Below are 23,007 nucleotides of genomic sequence, written 5' to 3'. Positions count from 1 at the left end.
TTTATCATTCAACTGCATATCGGTCAACTTTTTCATTCTGTTGCATTACGGATAACTGCATTATAACAACGCAAAATGAGAACTCTCAAAAACATGTTTCATTTGACATAAGCAAAAAGGTTGTCCGACAGGATTAAACATAACTGTCCAAGTGTCAGAAAATTGTTTCTCTGCAAAGTCAATATGTGCCATTTGCTGTTGCTCTTTAGGTTCTTCCACCACATAGGTGGCTAATACTCCAAATTTCGCTGAAACGTTATGCTGGGATATGCTCCCTGATTTGTCCCTTGAACACCCACGATTGCGTATTCATCATCATAGAATAGTATTTCCCATTTGAGCAGTGCCGCATAGAGTTCTGCTAATTCATGCGGTTCTTTGCAGTCCAGTGTAAATGCATTCATTTTGATTTTCAGTTCATTGTACTCTTGAATCTTATCAATGGCTTCGCTTGAGATTAATCTATAATGGTATGAATTCCTTCTTCATCAACTTTCTCAATAGCCAGTTCCCCAACAGGTACTTTTTCTGTAAACTTCACTTGTAGTACCTCTTGAGTTCTATTCAAACTTACATGAATATGCCTGCCCTTTTTCATGGCGACCTGTTCCAGTAAGATTAATAACTCAGACAACATTTCCTTGGTCAAATAACCACCTCGCCAATGAAAAATGAATGCTGTTCCTTTTCTTGCTACCTGCTCTGCTCTCTTTGCCACATCTTCTATTTTGGTAAATGAAAGCTTTTTTTCTCTGTAATAGAAATGGTCTCCATCACTGCATAAAGGTACTTCATAAATCACAGGTTCATGATCTCTGAAGAAGTTTTTATCATTCTGGTTAAAATAATCGTATCGTATGATATTCGCACTACTAAGTGTATTGTCAAATGTTGCATCGAGATGATAATAGTTTCCTGCTATCCTTATTACATTCCATGCATGGCGGTATTTAATCTTTTTTCAGCATTTGAATCTGAAACTGCGATGATACACCAAATACCCAGATCATCACACAATATCTTCACTGTTTTGGCAATCCCCTCACAAACACCAACTCCTTGTCCCAAGGGACCAATGATTTCATGCGAATAGGGCTTTTTCAGTTTATCATAGCGTACATGGGTAGAGATAAAATCATGAATGTAAATTTCCTTCTCCCACTCTGTCTTGGCTTTTACCGGACGAGTTAGCCTAGCAATTCGAGCCTCCATTGCGGCCTGATGTTCCTTTACTTTCTTCTTGTTGAATAGATATTCTGGAAGCATTTCTATATTGCTGTCATCTTTATAATAACGATAGCGGAAACCGACGGCATAGAAAATCTCTGGGCAGTCTAATCGCAGTTTGAAGAAGATTTCTTGTAGTTCACGGCCTTCTAGTTTGGGGATGGTGAAAGAGGGAGATAGGTCGATAAGACCAGACTTCATGGCGTGGTATGCGGTTTGGTGGGGTTTGTTCATGTTGCTGTAGTAGTAGGGTTCCATTTAGTCCTCTTTTCATAAAGTAATTATGCCATCAGTTGAGTTCAGCTCTAACAGAGATTTGTCATAATCAGCTATTCTCCCACCAAACTCTTCTTCCAAATTCTCATTTGAATACACCTCTACCTTCTTTGGTATATCCTCCATTAATTTGTCTGTATCTCTCATCACTTGCGAAAGGGTCTAAAATTGCATAATGTGCATTTTTATCTTAAAAAAATCAATAAACTTCTGCATTTCCATTTTCTATTCACTCTTTGCAATTTCTAATTTGTATTACTATCATATCACACGCAACCACTTTTTTCATCAATTTTTAAATCTACCATCAACTTAATTCTCGTCCTCTTTCTTTCGGAAATATGCTCCTACTTTGATGTGCTCCCGGACATCATATCAAGAACCACTGACACGTTTACTCCATCTGAAATCGCTTTTTTATAGGTTTTTCTATCACTTTGGTTAAACCGATAAAACCTCTCAAAGTGCCTAAAATCAAGGATTTTTAGGAATCTTTCCGGTGTAGTAGTGCCACTGTTTCCACATGCGAAGCCATCTATAATCAATATTGGATATGGCACAGATTAGGGACTGCGTAATCGTGTCCCTCCTTTTTTTAGCTTTTTACCTACCGCTATTTTATCAGAAAATGTTCTTTTTCTCAAATTTATTTGATAAGTTTTTTAATCCATTCCGGCACCCTACATGCCTCCCCCTTCATTAATTTTTGACATAGCACAGCTATATCCTCTTGTTTGTAAAACTCAGCCCTCGAAAAACATTCTCTGCTACAATATTTTTTAATCGGCTTATTACCAGTAAACGTCTTACCGCAATAATTACAAATTCCATTGTAGGTTTTTCTGTGTGTATTATGCCACATTCTTCTGCACTCATCACTGCACAAATGCTGGTGATATGCCTTCGGTGTAATTTGAAATTCCTTTCCGCAGTAGCTACAATGCCTTAGCGTATTACGTTCATTATTTTCCTTCATATAAAAACAACTCCTTTCAATTACACTTTCTCGCATACCAATCTTCCTTTCTTCCCGGTGTTCAACAAAAGTGTTCTATGCCCAAAAAACTCTTACGCGTGTATATATGCGTATTACGTGCTCAAATCCTATTATTCTATTATTATTTATTACTCAATAGGTAATCTTGAACACTGGAACACCTACCTGTAAAATCACCTGCTTTTATGGGACTTTTGGCGGTGTTCCCCTCCTGTGTTCTTGTTAGTTTTCATCCACCCTTGTGCACCGACTAAAGTGCACCACATTTTCTAGGACACCTCTTTGGAATAGGCATATTGACTTCCGTAGATAGGGAATTTTACCCTCCCTGACTTATTACCATCATATCTTTTCCAACCTTCAATCTTTGCCATAATGGCATTACACCGACTCCTTTTTTTCTTCAAACTGCTCCTGTAAGCGGGCGCTAGGTGGACAAGTCATCCACCTTTTCGCCGAAGATGTAGATAGTACCACATGTGCACTCATTAGCTCGCCTCCCTTAAATCAAGACTCGCGTAGATTGCGTAGTTTACTTTTTCAATATCCTCTTCGCGTAAGTGATCCATAACTTCTTCTACGTCATCCTTAGAAATAGTAGCAATCTGCTCTGCCATGAACATATCATAAATCACATGAAACGGAGCCTAAAATTGGCGTAACTAAAGAAAGCCACCCGATTTGCTATTTTTGCAGAATTCAATAAACGGTTGGTCCGTTTCATTGAGTCCTACAACTTAGCTCGTCTAGGCGGCTTTCTTGTGAGTCACTCTTCCTTATTCATTTTTCTTGTTTTCTTACTCTAAGCAGATTTACTTCCTATGGTAACAATTATTTCTTCTTTATGTTTTGCAGCGCATTGAATCATTACTGGTAACGGTCCAATAATTTCTTGTGCTGTTGTAAGTACATGACAATGTTTATTAATTGGACACTCCTTTTCATAGGGGCATTTGTAAGTATATTTTGTTGTCATATTCCTCCTTTAATTTTTCACTCATATCTTTATATCTGTTATAAGTACCTCTTACTATTTTTCCATTTGAATAAATTTTGTTTTTGATTTAATCTTACTATCTACATTATATCAAAATTACACATCATATCAAATTATGGTGTTCATATTATGGTGGTATATGGATATTGGAAAGAAGATTCAAACACTTAGACAAAGAACAGGATTAACTCAAGACCAGACTATCGCCCATATGCATCTTATGGGGCTTAATATTTCCAAGAGCACTTATACCTTGAACCAGACCAATAATAGTTAAATTTAGCATTTGGTGTAATAACTTTTATAAAATATAAATCATGCCATGTATATGATTATTTTTCATTATCAAGAGTATTCTCTAATTCATTATCATAATAATTACTTATTGTATTGATATCTCTTTGCGAAAAATAACGAACCGGTTTCTGAGCCTGATTAAGTACTTCTTGAGCAGGTTTTGTAAGTCCATTTCCTCCTGTCAACCAATGTTCGGTGTCAATAGGATTTTTGTGGATATCATCAATAAATTTTTGAGCAACAGGCTTACCAATTTTATTATCATAATTTTTATGGTCGACTCGAATATCGATTTTTTTATTTGAAGGGGGTTGAATAGTATCTTTATGATTTGCTATGGCTTCAAGTCTTTCACCAGTGTTATGTGGTACTTTTAATTCAAAATCCAATCCGTCATCCGGTTCGTTAGTATATGTAGGTTTTCTATAATCAATATCCTCGCCATTTCTTTGCATTTTAAAAATTACTTTCTCTAAAAAATTTCTTTCACCTTTACGACCCTTATTCTTATCCTTGTCATTTTGCACATTCTTCACCCCCATACAATGTAAACACTGTCATCATTTTTAAATTTAATCTGTTTTTTTCTTAAAATTCTTCTTATATTAAGTAGGACAGTAAGCTTTTCAAAAGTATCGTTCCTGTCTTTATCATTCACAACGCCTTTATGTATTTCCGAACAATATATTACTGCCAGTTCTTCGCATTTCTTTATAATATCTCGTATGCTAGGATTGGCAATGACTTCAGTTTCATAGCTAACTCCACCTGATTCTTCAAACACACATATTCTATCAATCACTTTACTAAGTTCCAAATCATTTATCATTTCATCTGAAATATCAATACTGTCTATATTTTTTGAATTATCTTCGCAAATCTGTGTATCTTCAAGTGAATATTTGACTAATATTAAACATCTACTCATCGTCTCATTCCTCCATTTTTAAGTGCTTTAAAAGATTAGCTGAATTGACATTTTGACCTTCTGAATCTTCTCCTGAAATAAATATCATTTTCATGTGATATTTCAACTCAGAAAATGTCATTTTATGTTCAACAACATACTCCGCTATTTCATTATTAATTTCATTATTGGAAAATCCACTGGAAAACGGATTGTTTCGCTGTGTCAAAAAATCAATAATATCTTTTTTCTCACTATTTTCAATTTTATATACAAAACTAAATCTGCGCATGATAGCTGGATCAAGTAAATCCTTATGGTTGGTTGTACAAATAATGACCAAATTCTGAATAAACAAATCTAAATAGTGCATGAACACAGTGAGCGCTCTTTTCATATCTTCAATATCTTTTGAAGAAGAGCGATTAGGAAGAAAAGCTTCTATTTCTTCCATAAGTAAAACTGTTGCTGATGTTTCTGCTTCTTGAAACACTTCCTCAAAAAAATGGGTCAATGCTTTTTCTGTTTTTCCCAATTTTTCTGATATCAAAGAAGACAGATTAATGGAATAAAAGGTTGCTTTTTCATTGTTAAAAGCACATTCATACGCTATTGATGTTTTTCCTGTTCCAGGCTTTCCATACAAAAGAATATTACCATTCATATGCAGAAAGTTCCAGTATTTCTTGTCTATATCTGGATTAAAACACCACTTTACAACTCTGTCGATTTCCGCTCTTTGCTTATGGAAACCTACTAATCCTGTAAAATATTTCTCAAGTTGGTCACGTGTAATTTTGAATGTATCTACACTATTTAATTGGCTACATGAATTATAATTGCTCATTTTTCCTCCTATCTTTATTATATACTTTTTTCAAATAAAAAATTGATACTATTACTCGGAATCCAGTTTTCACTAGGTTCTGTTTTTTCAACTATTGTTGAGGGTGCATACTTTATAAAACCGAGATAGACGCCCACTCCTTCACAGTATATAAATAATCTACAGTTACAATTGCTTAACAAAAATCTAATTCATCTCTCCGTCACAAGACAAAAGTGCTTATTTGACAAGTTTCAAACCTTTTGCTAAAAAGTTCATTTTTCTCACCCCACCACAGTGACCGGAAACATATTTCACTCTAATCAAACACAAAAGCACACCTACATATCTCATCTAAATCCCCAGATTCCTTTGATTTACTGGGCTTTTTGAGATAGAATGCAAACGGTTTCAACGTGCGAAGTCATCTTTGCCGCATATTGCATCTCGCATAGAAAATAGCTCGCGAAATTATTTCAAGTCTCAGGGTGTATTCGTTCTCTTTGCCCCGGGTTTCATGAAGTACTCGTAAAACCGGCCATTTCTCCGCGATTGAGTATATTTTCAATATCTTCTATTGTATCAAACAAATCCCCTTTTCTCAATTCATTTAATAAGTTTTTTAATCCACTCCGGCGTGATATGCTCTTTATTCTCTCTCAAGTCTTGGCTCAATTCCACAATATCATCTTCCCGATAGAATCTAGCCCGATTATAACACTCTTGACTGCAATACCTTGATTTGGTGTTTCTGCTCTCGAACGCTCCTCCACAATATTCACACATATGGGAATACATCTTAGGATGCAGCTCGTTCCATTTTCTCCTGCACGCTTCACTGCAAAACCTCTTATTGGGCGAATACTTTTGGAGTTCAAAAACTGCTCCGCAATTCGTGCAGCGTCCTGGAATGTCCTTTTTGGCTGCATTTTTGTCTGTTGTGGTTTCATACTTCTTACATATGTATCGAACCTGATCTCGTTTTAATCCGAGTATGTCTGATATTTTCTTATAACCCAAACCTTCTTGATGGAGCTTGATGATTGTATACTCCAATTGTCTTTTTTCTGTAGCTTTTTCTTTCATAATAAAACAACTCCTTTTCTTTATAGTGGTTGTAGTAATCACTCTAAAGGAAGGAGTTGTCAAGTTGAATTTAACCCATATTGCATTTATACCAATATCTCATTAAGTAATTTTTGATACCTAGTTGGCAATGATACTATCATTAAATTATACCATGTTTCTCTTGAATAGCACCCATTTTCCACGCACCAAATCTTATAATGTAGTTCCTTTTTTGCATAAAAATCAATTGGCACCTCTACGGTGTTCTCTAAATACTTTTTAATATAATCTTCGAAATCATATTGATTCCTTGTATAATCTATGTGTATAAAATAATCATGTTCGGGATAATACATCCCATGCAAAAATGTCGTAATACAATGTGTACTTTTTTTACTTTCTTCAACTTTAGGAAGCGTTTCTATTTCAATATGTAAAAAAGGCTCCTCACGTTTGGCATCATAATCCTGTTTGACTACCATTAATAGCTTGTCCTGTGTCTCAATATCTATATGCACAATAATTGTTTTTAGTCTCTCTAACTTGCTATTGTTAAACCCAAATTGCGGTCCGTAATATTGATCAAAATTTAAACTAGAGTATGAAACAGCTTGTTTTAAAGGTAATGCCAATCGCTCATCAAGCCTCAACAATACATCCCCAGTTTTTACTTGTTCTAAAATTATTCTTGCAAATCCTGGCATACTGTCAGTAAAACTCATTACAGATGTGTCTGTTAATACGCTATACATGTATGCTTTATTATCAAAAACAAAGTAATCTCTTTCAAATTTCACACCATTCACAAGAGATAACCCGTATTGGTTTGTCTCATATATCATTTGTTCATTACTAACTATTTCTTCAATGTCAATTATTTTCCGTTTAAAGCAATCTAAAATATATGCGGTTAATACAACCATAAAAACATCCCTATCAAATTCAACATCCTCACCTGTCTCATTAATATTGATGTTTATTGGTCTTAATACAGCGTAGTCCATATGATGAATCCAATAACTCGCATCATTAGAAAGCATATATTCAAACATAGCATCTGCCGATATGTTACTTTTTTGAAATTCATTTTTAACATACTCTACCAATGATTCCAACCATGGTGGAACCACACCTGTTTTTAACCAAGTTCGCGACAAATAATCAAGTATGTTTCTCCTAATTGAATACACTAGATACTCTTTAGATAAGTACGCTCCTGATTCTACAATCCCAACAAAGAATTGTTCAATTTTACAAGTCTCATCATCCATTTTCATCACCTTACTCGCATCCATTTTCCCCCGGGCAAAAGATCTATGTATCCCCATCGCGAAGCTCCTCCAAGGGAACCCGCTGCCTTTTGCTTACTATACTTGTCTGCGGGATTAAGTTTTATCAAACTACCATATGCGACACTTATACTCTCTGTTTGTCCTTTTTGTGTAAATACTTGTGAAATCATCGTCATCTCTTATCCCTCCATCAATTTATTAATTATCATTTCAAGCTGCTCTCGATTCGCTCTAAGAACAAGAGATATTCCCTGAACTCTTAGTTCATCAATACTTTTTGTCTCTTCCTTATTCCACTCATCCTCAAAAATCCCCGTGGCCTCCAGGTGTTCAATATACGCTAATAATGTTATTTTCATTTTAAATGGCGTCATAACACGGTTGATAGCATATTCATCCTTAATTATATCTGTTACCTTCATGTCTATACCCATATCATTTATTCTTACTTTAAACGATGATGGGATATCTCCATCATATTTCCATTCCTGCTTTTTCGAAAGACTTTTGAAATTAACTGATTCCTTGTTTTTTATCAAATAACGCTGTGCTCTTTCGTATATTTCAGCTTTCCCTAATCCATCGACGTCTAGTTCCTCTGCTCGTTGAAACAGCGCAAAAAGCTCCACAGTAGGCTTTGCCGAGGCATAAAAGTTTTTTTCTTTTTCATCCATGACAATGGCTCCTTTTTTATTATTGAATAATCTCCACTTCATTTTCGCGAGCTACACTTCCAACTCAGGGAATGATTATTCCAAAATTATCTTATCACAACGACTAGCTGATTGCAATATTTTTTTGGAATATTATTTCATCTCCTTGGAATTATTTTTCTCTCGTTCAGTATTACCACACCTTTTGATATCTGTTGTTAAGCCATATCTTTTATTTTAAGATAAAATCTATACCGCAAGATCTATTAATTCTTTAATCGCTTTTGATGCCTCGTGCTCCTTTGCCACATTGTTCATCTTCGCTATACTGGCATTACTGTGATATCTCCACTATTGTCAATCAGTTCCATGCCATCTAGTGTTACATTTACCTTCTCTACTGGACGAACGGAAAATTCCATTCCTTGATACTCTTTGGGTAGATAGTCCTTAAACTTCTCTACCACCACTTCTTTAAAAATCTCATAATTCATCATATTTAAAATCCTCCTTAATCTAAATTGTCATAGATGCGACCTTCGTCTTCATCATCGCACCACTTTTTTACCATATTCTCTAGTTCATATCCGAGGTCTATATCATTGTGATTTTTCATCTCATGATTAACCTCGATTTCTTGCTCACATTCACTGTTACGTCTTTGTTTGTTTGAATACAAATGTTTATTCCTTCCATGTTCTACCTCCGTTTTTTTGCATAAAAATAGAGAGGTACAAGTTTTTGGCTTATACCTCTCGGTTGATTGTTTTATAAATAAAGTTGATGTGTGTTGCATTAAAATTATAATGTTATTGATTTCTCGCTTTTATTACTTCTGTCGCTTTACCTATATATTCACATATTTGATCTATACTCATATAAAATGAGGTAAATACATTTGGCGTACTAAATGGAATAATGTTTTCACGCTTTATATCTTTAGTTATAAATAATGAATATAAATTTTGTTCCTCTACCCATTTACGAAGTGAATCATCTCCGTTAAAATATTTTGATAATAAACCTCCCTCAAAACATTGATATAACGTCTCATCAATTCTATCTTCACATATTTTATTTCGATCATTATTCATCTTCCTATCTGGAAGTAACATAAAATTACCTTTCGTGTAATATACTTTTGCAAAACTTTCAAACTTTTTATTTACCTCTAAGCAGCCCTTATTTCCACAATTGATCTGCTTTATTAGTTGTTCTAAACTTGTTTTACTTTTACTATAACTCCATCCAGTATTTTGATAAAGAGCTAATTTATAAGGTGTCCAAAATGAAACCATTGTATCACTATATAGTGCCTCAAACTCTGAATATTTTCTGATTTTATTGTAATAATAAGCATCACAATCATATTCTAATCGTTTCTTTTCTTTGCATTGCCAAGATAGTTCTTGATATTCTTTGCTTTCTTCCATTTCTCTACACTTTAAAAAATGTATCAAAATTTTCTTAACATAATCAGCATTCTTTAATTCACTTGCATATTTTTCATATTCTTCTATCTTTTCATTCAACAATTTATCTAAAATATTATCTGCCATTTTAACTACCTCTATAACAATAAATGAGTTTTATCATCCATCTCGTGATATCATCTTAATATTAGTTATATATCTCTTTCCTCAACCTTTTTATAACATCATCAAGATATTCAACTAATGTGCATTTAGCTCTTGGTTTATTATGTCCACTAAAATTTATTTGTTCTACTTTATCTCTGAATAAAACTATCTTATCTATGTCATTAACAAAAAATTCATTAATGTTTGCTACTCTATATACTACTTTAAAAATATCTCTAACTGTATATATTTCTTTAGTTGTAGCAGTATTAATTTTTGTTTCTAGAATGTCTATATCTATCAAGTCAATAAAACCATATCGAGTAAAAAATTCATTATAATGTCCTTCACAATATTTAAATAAATCTATTGCCCAATTACTTGAATCAAAATATGGTGCTATCTCATTAGACTTTATAATTTGATTTTTATCCCCTGCTTTCAATTTTAATCTGTCGACATATGTGTTATATCTATCTTGTAATATTGGGTCATTCTCAAAAGTATAACCAAATCTCTCAATATCCACTAAATCACTTGACTTATCAATATTTTGATTCATTGTAGATATCAAATCATCTATACTACCCACGTCAAATCCATATTTGTCCAAAATCATTAACTGACTTATTATATTCTGGTAAGCATTAAAGTGATACTTATCTTCTTTAACTTCATCTCTAAGTAATGAAATTAACTCTACAACCCTTTCATCTTCTAATTCCCACCAATATGCCAATTCTCCATATGCTTGTGCCATTCCAATTTTCATTTTTTCATTCTTTTGTTTCTCTTCTTCATATTCTTTACGCAAAATCGAAACCGCTCTAGCAAATTCTATTTTTGAGAAACTTAGTGTTGTGCAATATTTTTCTAAAAACTTAAAACCTCTTGTATGACAAAATATATTTTGTCCTAATGTTACATACCCAATTTCAGTAGTTAGTTTTAAATCACTTACTTTTCCACCATTTCTATAATAAATTGTCAGTTGGACAATATACTTTAAAAATTCATCCATAATGCGTTCGTAGTTTTCAATAGTATTAAAATTATTATTAACCATTTCTGTATATATCTTTTGTATACTCCCAATAATTGATATAAGGGTTCTTAGATTATGGCAATCTTCGTCTTCAAAATATTTTAAGATTTTCGGTTTGTTCTCAATTAAAAAACATTTAAAATCACCTACAATATTAAAATCTTCAACTATCGAATCATATTTCCCATTCACCATTAACATTAGTAAAGGGGACTATCTTGCCAAGTTCTAATGTAGGATTATCAACAATTGAATTTGAATTTTCCAACTTTTCCTCAACTTGAGGAAAAGTTAAATCTGTTCTCTTCCCCTGCTGTTTCATTGCCTCTAATTTCATTCGATAAGCAAATGCTTTTTCACTTGGCTTGATATTCTCTCTTTGCAAATTACTATCAACCATTGCAATAACTGCTTGGCAATCATCTAAATTACGGATAATAACAGGAACTTCTGATACTCCCGCCCATTCACAAGCCGCCTTTCTCCTATGACCAGCAATTAACTCATACCCCTCTCCATCAGGATTCGGTCTGGCAAGCAATGGAACAAGAACTCCATCTTTCTCTATACTCTGCATCAATTCAAATAACTCCGTATTCGTCTCTACCTTAAATGGATGATTTTTAAAATTTACCAACTGATTTAGCTTCAATTTTTTAATTTCATCCACTTGTGTGTTCGTATTGCTTTCCATCTGAACCTCTTCTTGCGAAGAAGAATTGTCCTTCTTTTTTGCCCCCATGTTTACCTTCACATCCTTTCAACTAATAATTTCTTAAAACCAAAAGAGACCGTTCATCCTCAAATAGCTTGAAAACAAACGGTCTCACGACTTATTTCTATTTAGTTGATAATGAAAATATTAACCCTACTTTGATGTGTTCCCGGACACCATATCAAGAACCACTGACACGTTTACTCCATCTGATATTGCCTTTTTATAGGTTTTTCTATCGCTTTGGTCAAATCTAAAAAACCTCTCAAAGTGCCTAAAATCAAGGATTTTTAGATATTGTTCCGATGTAGTAGTATTACTGTCTCCACATGTACCGAAACCCGGAGAAGAGTATTCTTTGGTTAACTCGTTTTGCCGAGAAGAATTGTCCTCGGTATACTCTCCCGTGGTGTCATTTTTTGTAAGTTTTTTCTCTTCCTTATTCACTAAGTTTTCGTGATTGTTCATTTCAAACATACCTCCACTTAATGAATTTTTATTGTTTCTAAATATTTTTCTGATACTGTTATGTGACCAGTTCAATTTAACAGACAGTGTCTGTTAAATCTCTATTCTTTCAAATCAGAATTATCAATCTTAATATAATCATCAAGATTTAACGCCTTCTTTAACTCTTCTTCTGTTGGTAAATAGGTCATATACTTTGACGCAAATATCTGCTTATTATCTTCCGGCAATGTGTATTTAACGACCGAATCACTTTTATCCGCACAAAGCACAATTCCGATTGGAGGATTATCCCCTTTATTCATTAATTCTCGTGTGTAATAATTTACATACATTTGCATCTGACCTAAGTCTTGATGCGTAAGTTTCCCAATTTTTAAATCAAATAATACATGACACTTTAAAATATAATTGTAAAAAACAAGGTCAATATAGAAGTGCTCATTGTCAAATACAAAATGCTTTTGTCTTGCTTCAAAGCAAAATCCTCTGCCCAATTCAAGTAGGAACTTCTGTAAATGGTCAATAATCGCCTGTTCCAAATCCTTTTCATAATAATGTGGATTCGCTTCTAAATCTAAAAACTCCAATACATATGGATCTTTTATGATTTTTTCGTATTCTGGTTTTGGCTCTAATTGATTTATTTCATCTGCTACTTTGGACTTATTGGTACTTGCAAGCATTCTGTCATAATACATTGTATTAATCTGTCGCTCTAGCTGACGAACACTCCATCTAGCTTTTGCACATTCTTCTTGATAAAAAGTTCTTCGCTCCTCATTATCAATCCGCATAAGCAGACGATAATGTGACCAACTCAATTCGGTACACAGTGTGTGCCGAATTGGAAACAGTTGATAAAATTGACGCATGTTTCTAAGATTACGCTCTGTAAAACCTTTTCCAAATTCTCTTGTCAGTTCTTCGGATAAATATTTTAATAGACTTTTTCCATATTCTGCTCTATCATTTCTATCACATGCCAAGTAAATCTGCTCACCAATTTCCCAATAGGCTTGTACCATTGTGGTATTTACGACTGCAGCTACTTTTGACTGCGCAGAAATCACAGTATTTCTAATTTGGCTATATGTTTCCTTTGACTGCAATTCAAATTTCTCTTCCAAATAATCACCCCTTTCACAGTTTTTCGCTTCTAAAGCTATGTAATGACTTTTTATATTTTTCATTCAATACTTTGTACCAACGTGCCTACATCAATTTACCAGTCAGTGACTGGCATTTTAATATAAAGATACGCCTAATCTTTCTGTTTCGCATTTCATTCCATCTATCAATTATCTTCTGTTTGAACTATCCGGAAATCCCGGACAGTTCGCATTTAAATCATAATTCTATTGTTTTGCAAATGATATAGCTACCTGTCACAACCGTGTTTTGCCTTATTCAAAATTTTCATGTATCTACTCTTTACATCCGGAATAGAGCGGTTCTCTATGCCTTTTAATACAAAGGTAATTTTATATGAATCAAAACTACCATCTGGATTTATTTCACCTATAATAATTTTCTCCACAATGCTTTCAAAGACAATGCGGTCAAATTCTTTCATTCCTTGAAATTCGCCTAATCTGCTACGTATTTCTTTCATTCTACTACTTATATCTCTTTGTGCATTCACATTGGATGCATACAGGCTTCTTTCTTTTTTCTCTTGTTTAATCTTACGGGTAAAATCGTTATATTTCTCATCATAGGCTTCTTTTGTAATTTTATCATTCAATAGCATATCGGTCAATTTTTTTCGCTTTGTTTCTAGATTACTGATTGATTTATCAATCCTACTGATTTTTGCAGCACTTTCATCATTTAAAATTGTTTCTTCCACTGACTTAAGTACCGATTCGAGTACATCATCAAAGTTTTCTGCCAGCAAATTAAACATTTCCAAAAATGCATTTTCAATTATTACTTCATCAATTGCTTTACTATGTGGACATTTTGCAACGCCTTCATAGCTTGATGTTCGGCATTTCCATACTGGCTTTATTAGATGTGTATTCTGATGATGAGAACGCCTACAATAATACCTACCACAAAAACCGCATTCACACATGCTACTAAATGCATACTTTCTTGTGGCTCTTACTCTGACACCATCCACTACCATATTATCAATACGATATCGTGCTTCTCGAATTTCATTTGCTGTATCCCATATTTCTTTTGACACGATGGGTTCATGATGATCTTTTATATAATACTGTTCTTCTTCTCCCATATTTGCTAGTCGTCTCTTTGAAATCGGATCTACGGTAAATGATTTTCCCAGTAATAAATCTCCTTTATATTTTTCATTTTTAATGATACCCATTACTCCGGAATCTGTCCATTTTACAATGCCTTTTTTATTCTTTTTACCAAGCTGTTCAAGCTGTCTTGATATCGTATAAGTACCATATCCTTGAATATACAGGTCAAAAATCAAACGAACGATCTCTGCTTCTGGTTCATTTACTGATATGGATTTGTCTTCTTTATGATAATTATATCCAAGACAACCGTTGAACCCCATCAGCTCACCACGTTTCATCTTCATCTTAATACCCATTTTAACATTATTTAATGCTTCATAGAGATTGAACGCCTCATCCTCATTGACGCACACCGTATATCTTGAATCCTGACCAAACATTCTGGTGTCATATTCCATGTGACCAAGCATCATTTCCGGGTGTTCTACAAAGTATGAATTTACTGCTATTCCATTGTCCGTATAACCCAAATGCACCCAGTCTGGTTGCACATCCATCTTTCTCTCCCGTTTTTGAAGAAACAAAATATCTGCAGTTACTTCTGTCCCTGCATTTCCTTTAAACGCTGTATTAGGAAGTCGAATTGCTCCCACAAGTTCCGCCCTCTCAGCCATATATTTTCGGATACTAGGATTACTTTTATCCAGTGTCCCTTTTGTAGTAATAACTGCTACCATACCACCTGGTCTTACTTGGTCTAACGCCTTAGCAATAAAATAATCGTGAATACGGAAATTCAATTTATTATACTTTGGATCAAAGAGCTTATAATCACCGAAAGGCACATTTCCAATGACTGCATCAAAAAAGTTATCCGGATAAGTTGTCTTTTCAAATCCAGTAATGCTAATCGTTGCTTTTTGATAGAGCTGTTTGGCAATTCTACCAGAAATACTATCAATTTCTACTCCATAGAGATTACATCTTTGCAATGGCGTAGGCAGACTTCCAAAGAAATTACCGATACCCATACTAGGTTCCAGCACATTTCCTCCCCGAGATCCAAATTGAACCAGTGCCTGATTTATGCAGCTTGCAATTTCTGGTGAGGTATAAAAAGCATTATTAACGGTTGCCCTTGCAGCAATATATTCATCCTCCGTCAATAATGCCTTTAACTCATCAAATTCTTTGTTCCAAGTTTCATTTCTCTCATCAAAAACTTCTGCTATTCCACCCCAACCTACATAATTAGCTAAAATCTTTTGCTCCTCTGGTGTCGCAAGTCTGTTTTCTGACTCTATCTGCTTTAACATGCTTCATTACGCTTAGCACTATGGTAACTTTCCGGCTCATCTGGAATGGCAAACGCATCTAATCCTTCTTCAGTTTCTACTTCTCGAAACTCCCCATCCATGATTTCATCTTTTTCAAAGGCATCCTCAATTGCATGTTCATCAAGTTTTTTCTGCTCTGGTAAATATTCTCCTGTTAAAATCAATGCACCTATTTCACGCTCTACCGCTGACCATGAAATATAGCCCTCTTTTTCACCTTCTGCATCTCTCCATTGAAGCCTAAGCCCCTTTGCGTGAAAACTGTCATAACCATGCAACCCATAACCTTCAAGTGGCCAACTCGCTCCACCTTGTCCATATTCCTTTTTTATGCGTTTGGCTCTTTCCGATGGTTCAGCTATCTCTTCAAAGATTTTGTAAACCCTTGTCATTCCTTCTGTAAATCCTGTCTCACGAAGAAGTGTCTGCACAATATAATCATGTGGAATATTTACTTCTTTTTGTGGCTGAATAAAAGTATATTTGTCTCATCAATAACACTAACTCTTTTTTCACATTCCTTATCAAACTTGCTTATTGGAATGTCAATGGAAACACTTACTGTTCCGTTTTTGTTTGTTTGAATACAAATGCTTATCTTACCTTCCATGTGTTACCTCCGTTTTTGCATAAAAATAGAGAGGTACAAGTTTTTGGCTTATACCTCTCGGTTAATTGTTTATTAAAATAAAATGATTGTGTGAAAATTTGTTCTATTAGACAAATTTGCAGTTACCTACATTTTGTTCATTTCAAATCCCATATCAAAAGCTGCTTTCAAATCTACTGGAAATTGATTCTGATGTCTATTCTTTTTAGCTTCTTCATTAAAACCTTCCATATGATACTTGCTGTAATCAGATACCTGTAGCGTATCATAAGAAGGATAAACCTTGACGCTTCCGTGTAGGAACATCTTCATAGTATTTTCATGAACAGATAGTGCAGATTTCATACTATTTTCATAATCTTCCTGCGTTCCATTCATTGTATATATGATGCCAACATCTACTTTTCCATCAAATGCGAAATAATCCCCGTCATAACTCAATGTGACGAATAGCAATCGCTCTAATAATGCTCGGTAGTGCGCAGTCGGCTCCCCAAAATAAATAGGCGAACCGATGATTAAGTTGTCTGCCTCAAGTATTTTGCTGATCACAGGTGAAAGGTCATCCTTCCAGAAACATTTTCCTTTTTCAGCACCTTTTGCTTTACAAGCCATACAGCTCATGCAACCATTAAAATGCAAATCATATAGGTCTATATATTCTACTTCTGCTCCCGCAGCTACTGCGCCTTTCATTGCTTCCTTCACCAACTGTGCCGTATTCCAGTTTTTTCTTGGGCTTGCATTAATCAAAATTGTTTTCATGATATTTTCCTCCTACTTCCTTATCACAAATATGTTACTGTTTCTTCAATTGGCAATCGATTATCATGTGCTCCGGGATATGGCTTTGAATTTTCCGCTGGGTAGCCGATTGGAAGAAGTGCCACCGGCTCCAGATAATCCGGTAGTTCAAAGGTTTCTGCCAGCACATTTTTGTCAAAGCCTCGCACCCAGCAAGAACCAATTCCTTCGTCAAATGCCTCCAGCATCATATGGGTGATGGCGATTGCTGCATCAATCGGACCGGAATTATGCCCGTCTTTTGCTTTCCACGATTCCCGGCTATCCGAACATATCAGCAGAACGGTGGGTGCATGAAAGCTATATGGAGTAATTGCTTTCACTTTTGCAAGTGCCTCATCACTTTGCAAAACAAAAATTCTCTGTGGCTGTTTGTTTGCTGCTGTAGGTGCAACTTGTGCTGCTCTGAGAATCCGCTTCATTTTTTCTTGTTCAATCGGCTTATCTGAATACTGTCTGACAGAATAGCGGCTCTCTGCCAATTCTAAAAAGTCTTTATACATCGAAAGATTCCTCCTTGTTTTGTTACATTCTAGTGATCATTGTTTCCATCGAGTTCTTTTTGCTGTGCATAGGATTACCCTCGTAGTCCTCTGTTCTGAAACCCAAATCTATAACGCCGACGGGAAGGATATTTTTCGGCACTTCAAAGATCTTCTGAACCTTCTCTGGTTCAAATACACCGAGCCATACCGAGTCAACACCCTCATTATAGGCTGACAAAAGCATATGGGTTGCAACGATAGAAGCATCGACCTCATAGGAAGATGCTCCATTCAAATCCAAAGCTACACTCTTATCCGCACAGACCATGAGTACGGTGGAGGCATTGTAACGGCATGGATGTGCCTCATCCATCTTCTTTAATGCATCCTCACTCTCCAGCACATACACTCTCTGCGGTTGACAGTTTGCAGCAGTCGGTGCAATGCGACCTGCTTCTAAAACGCTCTTCAGCTGTTCTTCAGATGGCTTTTTTCCATCAAACTTTCTAACGGTTTCCCGTTCCGTAATAACCTGTTTAAATTCCATACTTACCTTCCTTTCACACTGCCCTTGCAGCCTGTTATGTTAGTTAATTGATGCCCCTATGGCGTATGCCTCTTTTTCTTTCCCAGCTCCTAAGACCGTCCCCCAATTCTTCCACTTCATCATGTCTGTAAAGATAGAATAAAAGTCCAGAGACTGTTGATAGTAATCTCCTCGAGCCGTCATGATAAGTGCGGTTTCTTTGTTAAATCCCTTCCATCCTAGCTTATTGCACTCAGCATAAAGACGATCAATCACAATTTTCAGTTGCCCTGTGATTATTCCCCAGTACATAGGCGAAGCAAATACAATTACTTCAGCCCATTCTACAGCTTCATTAACCTGTATCATATCGTCCTTCTGAATACAATTACCACCGTTTTGACTACATGCCTCACAGGCAATACATCCCTTGATGTCCATCTCACTTATATAAAGATTCCTGACTTCATTGCCAGAAGTTTCTGCACCTTCCGTAAAAGCCTTTATAAGTGATGCAGTCTTTCCGTTTTTACGGGGCGAACCGTTCAAAATTAATATTCGTTTCATTTCACATTCATATAATCCAATTATATTTTATCAGGTGATTGGATTATATTTTCCTTTCTTAAATTTCATTATTGGGAAGCTAGTATGTTCCATGATTATCCCTGACCTTAATTTTTCTATTTATTCGTAATATAGTTATTTATAGATGCAAGCACAATTTCAAATGGAATCCCATGTACCACACAAGCTTCCTCAAGTGTTTCATTTATTGATGATGGACATCCAACACAATGCATTCCAGATTTTGTTAGTATATCTGCAATTCCCATATCATAATTCAACATCTGTCCCATAGTAGTTTCTTTCGTAATTATCATTGTCTTTATTTCTCCTATTTCTAATATTTTTTAATTTGTATAATATTTACTGTAATCATTTAGTTAAGTAATTTATAAATTCACGAGCAACTTTTACCTCCTTGCTTTTATTAGTACAATATGATATCATAGTCAATATATATTCCGTAGTTCGATTTTATATCGCGTAAACAAATATTTCAAGTACGATTATGAAAAATACCTAGTATTCTCAAAGATACCGCAAGGAGACTGATTATGAACAAATCCAATGACAACGAAGAAATACTCTGCCCCTGTTTAGTAGCCCAACGATTAATGCAAGGTAAATGGGCGATTATAATTATGTACTATCTAAGTAATGGTCCTATACGATTTAATGAACTTCAACGGCAAATGCCCAAAATGACCCACGCCACATTATCCAATCAACTAAAACAACTCGAATCAGAAGGTCTGATTATAAGAACTGAGTATGCTCAAATTCCTCCAAAAGTAGAATACAAACTAAGTGATATCGGTAAGGAATTCCAACCTGTTTTAGACAGCATTAATTTATGGGGGCAGAAATACATTGAATACATGAAATGCAAATAACCAATTTTCAAAACTTATTCTCTTTACTTTATCGTAATGGACTTATTACTGTAATCATGCAGATATTTGAAACTCTTATTCCGGCCGGAGAGATTTATGATAAAGCAACATCCTATTTGATGTCTTATTTTACTTATGGTTATTTTGGAATTATTTATCAATGGATAAGATACGACTTTGACGAAACACCAGAACAAGTTCGGCAGCATATTACAAATACATTTGGAATTAAAAAAACAGATTGAGGGAGATATCTTACCCCTTCATAATTTTAATGAATTGTGTTTGTGATATGATTTGTAACTACAATCATACCACAAACTTCTAATTCTTTTATCCACTTTTAGTCCATTATTGACCTAATTCTTTCCTCTTTCTTTCGGAAACATACCCCTAATCCACAAATAACACTCAACACACCAAGCCCAATCCAAATCCACGGATTTGTATCATCTCCTGTCTGTGGTAACTTCGGTTCTATCGGAACATTGCTGATTTCAAGTATCTGCTCAATTACTTTCGTCTTACCATCTTTATACTCAAATACCACTTCTCTCACTGTCTCATCAAGTATATACCCCTGCGGAGCTCCCACTTCTACCACATAGTAAGTGATTGCCTCCACATACTTACCATTTTTAAAAGTTGCAATATTCAGCTCCTTAGACTCTGCCTTTCCATTCTTGTCCGTAATCAGTATTTCAATAACCTTACCCTCTTTATCACGAATTTCAAACTTTGCCCCTGCTAATGCCTTACCAGAAACAGAGTCCTTTTTTTGAATAACAATCCCACCAACTGCCATTTCATCTTTCATCATTACTTTCTGAACTTTATCCGTTTCAGTCACTTCAAATTCCACATCAGTAGCAATGGCATAACCAAATGGTGCCGTCTCTTCTCTTAAAATATACTTACCAATCGGAAGTCTCTCTATCCTATGTGGCTCACCATTCGAAGTCCACTTCTCCACAAGATTTCCTTTTGAGTCAATAACCGATAACACCGCACCTTCTAACTCATTTTCACCCGTAATATCCGTCTTTGAAATCTCAACCTTAATCGGCTTATTTTTAAACTCGACTTCTACTTCAATAACACCAACATTTTCACCCTTATAAGAGGCATCCACATCAAATACTTTCTTCGATTTCACATATCCTTTTGGTGCTTCTAATTCCTTCACATAATACTTTCCAAGCGGAAGATCAGATACAAAAGTTACGTTCCCCTTCTTTCCTGTCACAGCTTTTTCAATCTGTGTATCCGCTTTCACAATGACTTTTCCTTCTTTATTTACAATATCTTCTTTTGCAAATAAACCAAACACTGCGCCTTCTAATACCTTGCCCATTTCCGCATCTTTCTTCGTTACACCAATCTGTACCTTCTGTCTTTCATTGCTTACATTCATTCCCGCATAGACCACCTTCGTGTGCTGATCCACATAAGATAAATCCGCTTCTATCGGTGTAGCATCTAATACAAATCCATCAATAGTTGCTGTTTCCACCACATAATATTTACCCAGTGGCAAGTCATAGATACTTGCAATACCATCTTTATTTGTAACAATAGTTGCCACAAGCGTATCTTTTTCATAGTAGACATGACCTAGTCTGTCCGCACTCACAATATCCTCAGCCGCATACACCTCAAACGTTACTCCAGCATCTTTCTTCACAATACGAAGCTTTGCTGTAAACTCACGATCCAAAAATACCCTCCAAGTCTGCGGTTTTGTCGGATTATTCTCTGTAATTTTAACTTCAAATGGCTTGATTGTTTTCATATTGTGTGGTGTCACTGTTTCTAATATCACATACGTTCCATAAGGTATTGGAATGGATACCGCATATCCTTTTTCATCTGAAAAAATGGTTGTTTTTCCATCTTCACCAATAATAATAGGTGTCGCCTTGCTATAATCATAGCTACCATCTTCTTTTACTGGTAACGCAGATTTCAAATATGCCGTAAACCCTGCCCCTTTCAAAAGAGGAGCTTCTGTATCATCTCCATTACCAGATACCTTAATTAACTGAAATACGGTGCTTGCGTTTCTGAAATAGAATAACTGTTTGCAATTGGAATATCTACTCTGTATGAAACTTTTCCATCTGCACCTGTTGTCACGGTCTGCAATGCCGTACCTTTTGTCACAATCATTTGCCCAGCATAGTTTTTAATATCATTTTCTGCATAAAGTGTATATGTTCCACCCTTTAATAAATTTCCTGTATCAGAATCCTTTTTTGCTACAGAAATCTCTGCTTTCTGTCTGCTATCAATGTTGGATTTTCATCCAACTTCGTCACAACTTGTGACGAAGTTAAATCTCTTCTCTTTCCCTGCTGTTTAATAGCCTCTAATTTCATCTGGTAAGCAAACGCCTTCTCACTTGGCTTAATATGCTCTCTCTGCAAATTGCTATCAACCATCGCAATAACCGCTTGGCAATCGTCAAGATTACGAACAATAACAGGCACCTCTGTCACCCCAGCCCATTCACATGCCGCCTTTCTTCTATGTCCTGAGATTAATTCATACCCTTCTCCATCTGGATTAGGTCTAGCAAGCAGTGGAACAAGGACTCCATCTTTCTCTATACTCTGCATCAGTTCAAACAGCTCTGTATTCGTCTCTACCTTAAATGGATGATCCTTGAAATTTACCAACTCATTTAGCTTCAAAGACTTGATTTCATCCACCTGCATATTCATATTACTTTCTGTTATAACCTCTTCTTTTGAAGAAGAACATTCCTTCTTTTTTGCACCCATTTTCGTATCCACATCCTTTCAACAAATAAATTTTTCAAACAAAAAAGAGACCGCTCATTCTCATTTAGCTTGAAAATGAACGGTCTCACGACTTATTCCTATTTAGTTGAATAACGAAAATATTAACCTTACTTTGATGTGTTTCCTGACTCCATATCAAGAACCACTGACACGTTTACTCCATCCGAAATCGCTTTTTTATAGGTTTTTCTATCACTTTGGTCAAACCGATAAAACCTCTCAAAGTGCCTAAAATCAAGGATTTTTAGGAATCTTTCCGGTGTAGTAGTACCACTGTTTCCACATGCACCCCCTGCGGAAACATATCCACCGCACACCCCTTCACCACCTCATACCCCCTCTTCGTCAGCACCTCCAAATCCCTCGCCAAACTCGTCGGCTTACACGAAATATACACAATCCTCTCCACCCCAT

At 35.4% G+C, this 23,007-nt stretch carries 34 protein-coding genes and 2 pseudogenes; 2 read left to right on the top strand and 34 right to left on the bottom strand.

Annotation, left to right across the window (positions count from 1 at the left end; genetic code table 11):
* Positions 1–60: 60 nt before the first annotated feature.
* The 29 genes and pseudogenes from RMR19_RS21920 to RMR19_RS11875 form a co-directional block, all read right to left on the bottom strand.
* On the bottom strand, positions 61–219 hold the full coding sequence (locus tag RMR19_RS21920) for a hypothetical protein (RefSeq protein WP_331654724.1): 159 nt from the start codon (positions 217–219) through the stop codon (positions 61–63).
* A gap of 238 nt (positions 220–457) precedes the next feature.
* Positions 458–1,485 (bottom strand): annotated as a pseudogene (locus RMR19_RS22050) (transglutaminase domain-containing protein).
* Between the two features lie 12 nt (positions 1,486–1,497).
* Positions 1,498–1,650 (bottom strand): hypothetical protein, encoded by a 153-nt coding sequence (locus RMR19_RS12000; RefSeq protein ID WP_310603725.1) that lies wholly within the window; start codon positions 1,648–1,650, stop codon positions 1,498–1,500.
* Positions 1,651–2,149: 499 nt separating this feature from the next.
* Positions 2,150–2,479 carry a hypothetical protein gene (locus RMR19_RS11995; protein ID WP_310603724.1) on the bottom strand — a complete coding sequence of 110 codons (330 nt, stop codon included), beginning with the start codon at positions 2,477–2,479 and terminating at the stop codon, positions 2,150–2,152.
* 402 nt (positions 2,480–2,881) lie between these two features.
* Positions 2,882–2,989: a DUF2800 domain-containing protein gene (locus tag RMR19_RS22045; protein ID WP_334308197.1), complete on the bottom strand. Its 108-nt coding sequence runs from the start codon at positions 2,987–2,989 to the stop codon at positions 2,882–2,884.
* On the bottom strand, positions 2,989–3,135 hold the full coding sequence (locus tag RMR19_RS11990; protein ID WP_310603723.1) for a hypothetical protein: 147 nt from the start codon (positions 3,133–3,135) through the stop codon (positions 2,989–2,991). Before RMR19_RS11990 ends, RMR19_RS22045 begins: the two co-directional genes overlap by 1 nt.
* A 167-nt stretch (positions 3,136–3,302) precedes the next feature.
* A complete protein-coding gene (locus RMR19_RS11985; RefSeq protein ID WP_310603722.1) occupies positions 3,303–3,476 on the bottom strand; it encodes a hypothetical protein in 174 nt (57 codons plus the stop codon).
* A 353-nt stretch (positions 3,477–3,829) separates the two neighbouring features.
* Positions 3,830–4,321, bottom strand: a complete 492-nt coding sequence (locus tag RMR19_RS11980) for a hypothetical protein (RefSeq protein ID WP_310603721.1) — start codon at positions 4,319–4,321, stop codon at positions 3,830–3,832.
* Positions 4,322–4,326: 5 nt separating this feature from the next.
* Complete coding sequence (locus tag RMR19_RS11975; protein ID WP_310603720.1) at positions 4,327–4,722, bottom strand: hypothetical protein; 396 nt, start codon at positions 4,720–4,722, stop codon at positions 4,327–4,329.
* A gap of 4 nt (positions 4,723–4,726) precedes the next feature.
* Positions 4,727–5,548 carry an ATP-binding protein gene (locus tag RMR19_RS11970; protein ID WP_310603719.1) on the bottom strand — a complete coding sequence of 274 codons (822 nt, stop codon included), beginning with the start codon at positions 5,546–5,548 and terminating at the stop codon, positions 4,727–4,729.
* 585 nt (positions 5,549–6,133) lie between these two features.
* Positions 6,134–6,613, bottom strand: a complete 480-nt coding sequence (locus RMR19_RS11965) for a helix-turn-helix domain-containing protein (protein WP_310603718.1) — start codon at positions 6,611–6,613, stop codon at positions 6,134–6,136.
* A gap of 86 nt (positions 6,614–6,699) precedes the next feature.
* Positions 6,700–7,890 carry a hypothetical protein gene (locus RMR19_RS11960; RefSeq protein WP_310603717.1) on the bottom strand — a complete coding sequence of 397 codons (1,191 nt, stop codon included), beginning with the start codon at positions 7,888–7,890 and terminating at the stop codon, positions 6,700–6,702.
* A complete protein-coding gene (locus RMR19_RS11955) occupies positions 7,872–8,063 on the bottom strand; it encodes a hypothetical protein (protein ID WP_310603716.1) in 192 nt (63 codons plus the stop codon). Before RMR19_RS11955 ends, RMR19_RS11960 begins: the two co-directional genes overlap by 19 nt.
* Before the next feature lie 3 nt (positions 8,064–8,066).
* Positions 8,067–8,561, bottom strand: a complete 495-nt coding sequence (locus tag RMR19_RS11950; RefSeq protein ID WP_310603715.1) for a hypothetical protein — start codon at positions 8,559–8,561, stop codon at positions 8,067–8,069.
* Between the two features lie 302 nt (positions 8,562–8,863).
* Positions 8,864–9,037 carry a hypothetical protein gene (locus RMR19_RS11945; RefSeq protein ID WP_310603714.1) on the bottom strand — a complete coding sequence of 58 codons (174 nt, stop codon included), beginning with the start codon at positions 9,035–9,037 and terminating at the stop codon, positions 8,864–8,866.
* A gap of 14 nt (positions 9,038–9,051) precedes the next feature.
* Positions 9,052–9,219, bottom strand: coding sequence for a hypothetical protein (locus RMR19_RS11940; RefSeq protein WP_310603713.1), 168 nt, complete (start codon positions 9,217–9,219; stop codon positions 9,052–9,054).
* Between the two features lie 130 nt (positions 9,220–9,349).
* On the bottom strand, positions 9,350–10,099 hold the full coding sequence (locus RMR19_RS11935) for a hypothetical protein (protein ID WP_310603712.1): 750 nt from the start codon (positions 10,097–10,099) through the stop codon (positions 9,350–9,352).
* 61 nt (positions 10,100–10,160) lie between these two features.
* Positions 10,161–11,366, bottom strand: a complete 1,206-nt coding sequence (locus tag RMR19_RS11930; RefSeq protein WP_310603711.1) for a hypothetical protein — start codon at positions 11,364–11,366, stop codon at positions 10,161–10,163.
* Positions 11,341–11,907, bottom strand: a complete 567-nt coding sequence (locus RMR19_RS11925) for a ParB/RepB/Spo0J family partition protein (RefSeq protein WP_310603710.1) — start codon at positions 11,905–11,907, stop codon at positions 11,341–11,343. The genes RMR19_RS11930 and RMR19_RS11925 overlap by 26 nt, the downstream gene beginning before the upstream one ends.
* A gap of 126 nt (positions 11,908–12,033) precedes the next feature.
* On the bottom strand, positions 12,034–12,348 hold the full coding sequence (locus RMR19_RS11920) for a hypothetical protein (RefSeq protein ID WP_310603709.1): 315 nt from the start codon (positions 12,346–12,348) through the stop codon (positions 12,034–12,036).
* Between the two features lie 101 nt (positions 12,349–12,449).
* Positions 12,450–13,541: a PDDEXK nuclease domain-containing protein gene (locus RMR19_RS11915; RefSeq protein WP_310603708.1), complete on the bottom strand. Its 1,092-nt coding sequence runs from the start codon at positions 13,539–13,541 to the stop codon at positions 12,450–12,452.
* A gap of 188 nt (positions 13,542–13,729) precedes the next feature.
* Positions 13,730–15,883 carry a recombinase family protein gene (locus RMR19_RS21905; protein WP_331654721.1) on the bottom strand — a complete coding sequence of 718 codons (2,154 nt, stop codon included), beginning with the start codon at positions 15,881–15,883 and terminating at the stop codon, positions 13,730–13,732.
* Positions 15,877–16,335: a hypothetical protein gene (locus tag RMR19_RS21900; protein ID WP_331654720.1), complete on the bottom strand. Its 459-nt coding sequence runs from the start codon at positions 16,333–16,335 to the stop codon at positions 15,877–15,879. Before RMR19_RS21900 ends, RMR19_RS21905 begins: the two co-directional genes overlap by 7 nt.
* 20 nt (positions 16,336–16,355) lie before the next feature.
* On the bottom strand, positions 16,356–16,514 hold the full coding sequence (locus RMR19_RS11900; RefSeq protein ID WP_310603707.1) for a hypothetical protein: 159 nt from the start codon (positions 16,512–16,514) through the stop codon (positions 16,356–16,358).
* Positions 16,515–16,640: 126 nt separating this feature from the next.
* On the bottom strand, positions 16,641–17,279 hold the full coding sequence (locus tag RMR19_RS11895) for a flavodoxin family protein (protein WP_310603706.1): 639 nt from the start codon (positions 17,277–17,279) through the stop codon (positions 16,641–16,643).
* Between the two features lie 23 nt (positions 17,280–17,302).
* Positions 17,303–17,821 (bottom strand): nitroreductase family protein, encoded by a 519-nt coding sequence (locus RMR19_RS11890; RefSeq protein ID WP_310603705.1) that lies wholly within the window; start codon positions 17,819–17,821, stop codon positions 17,303–17,305.
* 22 nt (positions 17,822–17,843) lie between these two features.
* On the bottom strand, positions 17,844–18,350 hold the full coding sequence (locus tag RMR19_RS11885; protein ID WP_310603704.1) for a nitroreductase family protein: 507 nt from the start codon (positions 18,348–18,350) through the stop codon (positions 17,844–17,846).
* A 39-nt stretch (positions 18,351–18,389) separates the two neighbouring features.
* Positions 18,390–18,896 carry a flavodoxin family protein gene (locus RMR19_RS11880; protein ID WP_310603703.1) on the bottom strand — a complete coding sequence of 169 codons (507 nt, stop codon included), beginning with the start codon at positions 18,894–18,896 and terminating at the stop codon, positions 18,390–18,392.
* Positions 18,897–19,012: 116 nt separating this feature from the next.
* Entirely contained in the window at positions 19,013–19,213 is a 201-nt protein-coding gene (locus tag RMR19_RS11875; RefSeq protein WP_310603702.1) for a DUF1858 domain-containing protein, read from the bottom strand.
* Between the two features lie 237 nt (positions 19,214–19,450).
* On the opposite strand from RMR19_RS11875, the gene RMR19_RS11870 reads away from it, so the two are divergent.
* Both RMR19_RS11870 and RMR19_RS11865 read left to right on the top strand, forming a co-directional pair.
* Complete coding sequence (locus tag RMR19_RS11870; protein ID WP_310603701.1) at positions 19,451–19,789, top strand: winged helix-turn-helix transcriptional regulator; 339 nt, start codon at positions 19,451–19,453, stop codon at positions 19,787–19,789.
* On the top strand, positions 19,780–20,034 hold the full coding sequence (locus RMR19_RS11865; RefSeq protein WP_310603700.1) for a TetR-like C-terminal domain-containing protein: 255 nt from the start codon (positions 19,780–19,782) through the stop codon (positions 20,032–20,034). The genes RMR19_RS11870 and RMR19_RS11865 overlap by 10 nt, the downstream gene beginning before the upstream one ends.
* A gap of 98 nt (positions 20,035–20,132) precedes the next feature.
* Here the strand turns inward: RMR19_RS11865 and RMR19_RS11860 are convergent, their stop codons facing one another.
* The 5 genes and pseudogenes from RMR19_RS11860 to RMR19_RS22035 all read right to left on the bottom strand — a co-directional run.
* Complete coding sequence (locus tag RMR19_RS11860) at positions 20,133–21,827, bottom strand: SpaA isopeptide-forming pilin-related protein (RefSeq protein ID WP_442871541.1); 1,695 nt, start codon at positions 21,825–21,827, stop codon at positions 20,133–20,135.
* Positions 21,827–21,958, bottom strand: coding sequence for a hypothetical protein (locus tag RMR19_RS11855; RefSeq protein WP_310603698.1), 132 nt, complete (start codon positions 21,956–21,958; stop codon positions 21,827–21,829). The genes RMR19_RS11860 and RMR19_RS11855 overlap by 1 nt, the downstream gene beginning before the upstream one ends.
* 89 nt (positions 21,959–22,047) lie before the next feature.
* Positions 22,048–22,572 carry a ParB/RepB/Spo0J family partition protein gene (locus RMR19_RS11845; protein ID WP_310603697.1) on the bottom strand — a complete coding sequence of 175 codons (525 nt, stop codon included), beginning with the start codon at positions 22,570–22,572 and terminating at the stop codon, positions 22,048–22,050.
* A 128-nt stretch (positions 22,573–22,700) separates the two neighbouring features.
* Entirely contained in the window at positions 22,701–22,910 is a 210-nt protein-coding gene (locus RMR19_RS11840; RefSeq protein ID WP_310603733.1) for a hypothetical protein, read from the bottom strand.
* Positions 22,838–23,007: pseudogene (locus RMR19_RS22035) on the bottom strand (23S rRNA (uracil-5-)-methyltransferase RumA); the annotation flags it as partial. The gene RMR19_RS11840 and the pseudogene RMR19_RS22035, both read right to left, overlap by 73 nt.

Origin of the sequence: Anaerosporobacter sp. (assembly GCF_031551385.1) — a bacterium.
In the GTDB taxonomy this organism is placed as follows: domain Bacteria; phylum Bacillota; class Clostridia; order Lachnospirales; family Lachnospiraceae; genus Anaerosporobacter.
The sequence above is the reverse complement of the archived record's forward strand: the minus strand, read 5'-3'. Positions and strand labels throughout refer to the sequence as shown.

Excerpts from the sequence above, each read along its gene's own strand:
- RMR19_RS22045 (WP_334308197.1), bottom strand. The coding sequence starts at position 2,989 with ATGAGTGCACATGTGGTACTATCTACATCTTCGGCGAAAAGGTGGATG.
- RMR19_RS11865 (WP_310603700.1), top strand. The coding sequence starts at position 19,780 with ATGCAAATAACCAATTTTCAAAACTTATTCTCTTTACTTTATCGTAAT.
- RMR19_RS11900 (WP_310603707.1), bottom strand. The coding sequence starts at position 16,514 with ATGGAAGGTAAGATAAGCATTTGTATTCAAACAAACAAAAACGGAACA.
- RMR19_RS11925 (WP_310603710.1), bottom strand. The coding sequence starts at position 11,907 with ATGGGGGCAAAAAAGAAGGACAATTCTTCTTCGCAAGAAGAGGTTCAG.
- RMR19_RS11955 (WP_310603716.1), bottom strand. The coding sequence starts at position 8,063 with ATGACGATGATTTCACAAGTATTTACACAAAAAGGACAAACAGAGAGT.
- RMR19_RS11845 (WP_310603697.1), bottom strand. The coding sequence starts at position 22,572 with ATGGGTGCAAAAAAGAAGGAATGTTCTTCTTCAAAAGAAGAGGTTATA.
- RMR19_RS11870 (WP_310603701.1), top strand. The coding sequence starts at position 19,451 with ATGAACAAATCCAATGACAACGAAGAAATACTCTGCCCCTGTTTAGTA.
- RMR19_RS11880 (WP_310603703.1), bottom strand. The coding sequence starts at position 18,896 with ATGAAACGAATATTAATTTTGAACGGTTCGCCCCGTAAAAACGGAAAG.
- RMR19_RS11885 (WP_310603704.1), bottom strand. The coding sequence starts at position 18,350 with ATGGAATTTAAACAGGTTATTACGGAACGGGAAACCGTTAGAAAGTTT.
- RMR19_RS11855 (WP_310603698.1), bottom strand. The coding sequence starts at position 21,958 with ATGATTGTGACAAAAGGTACGGCATTGCAGACCGTGACAACAGGTGCA.
- RMR19_RS11930 (WP_310603711.1), bottom strand. The coding sequence starts at position 11,366 with ATGTTAATGGTGAATGGGAAATATGATTCGATAGTTGAAGATTTTAAT.
- RMR19_RS11945 (WP_310603714.1), bottom strand. The coding sequence starts at position 9,037 with ATGATGAATTATGAGATTTTTAAAGAAGTGGTGGTAGAGAAGTTTAAG.
- RMR19_RS11950 (WP_310603715.1), bottom strand. The coding sequence starts at position 8,561 with ATGGATGAAAAAGAAAAAAACTTTTATGCCTCGGCAAAGCCTACTGTG.
- RMR19_RS11895 (WP_310603706.1), bottom strand. The coding sequence starts at position 17,279 with ATGAAAACAATTTTGATTAATGCAAGCCCAAGAAAAAACTGGAATACG.
- RMR19_RS11995 (WP_310603724.1), bottom strand. The coding sequence starts at position 2,479 with ATGAAGGAAAATAATGAACGTAATACGCTAAGGCATTGTAGCTACTGC.
- RMR19_RS11965 (WP_310603718.1), bottom strand. The coding sequence starts at position 6,613 with ATGAAAGAAAAAGCTACAGAAAAAAGACAATTGGAGTATACAATCATC.
- RMR19_RS11975 (WP_310603720.1), bottom strand. The coding sequence starts at position 4,722 with ATGAGTAGATGTTTAATATTAGTCAAATATTCACTTGAAGATACACAG.
- RMR19_RS11875 (WP_310603702.1), bottom strand. The coding sequence starts at position 19,213 with ATGATAATTACGAAAGAAACTACTATGGGACAGATGTTGAATTATGAT.
- RMR19_RS21905 (WP_331654721.1), bottom strand. The coding sequence starts at position 15,883 with ATGTTAAAGCAGATAGAGTCAGAAAACAGACTTGCGACACCAGAGGAG.
- RMR19_RS11920 (WP_310603709.1), bottom strand. The coding sequence starts at position 12,348 with ATGAACAATCACGAAAACTTAGTGAATAAGGAAGAGAAAAAACTTACA.
- RMR19_RS12000 (WP_310603725.1), bottom strand. The coding sequence starts at position 1,650 with ATGAGAGATACAGACAAATTAATGGAGGATATACCAAAGAAGGTAGAG.
- RMR19_RS11915 (WP_310603708.1), bottom strand. The coding sequence starts at position 13,541 with ATGAAAAATATAAAAAGTCATTACATAGCTTTAGAAGCGAAAAACTGT.
- RMR19_RS11985 (WP_310603722.1), bottom strand. The coding sequence starts at position 3,476 with ATGACAACAAAATATACTTACAAATGCCCCTATGAAAAGGAGTGTCCA.
- RMR19_RS11890 (WP_310603705.1), bottom strand. The coding sequence starts at position 17,821 with ATGTATAAAGACTTTTTAGAATTGGCAGAGAGCCGCTATTCTGTCAGA.
- RMR19_RS11935 (WP_310603712.1), bottom strand. The coding sequence starts at position 10,099 with ATGGCAGATAATATTTTAGATAAATTGTTGAATGAAAAGATAGAAGAA.
- RMR19_RS11970 (WP_310603719.1), bottom strand. The coding sequence starts at position 5,548 with ATGAGCAATTATAATTCATGTAGCCAATTAAATAGTGTAGATACATTC.
- RMR19_RS11960 (WP_310603717.1), bottom strand. The coding sequence starts at position 7,890 with ATGGATGCGAGTAAGGTGATGAAAATGGATGATGAGACTTGTAAAATT.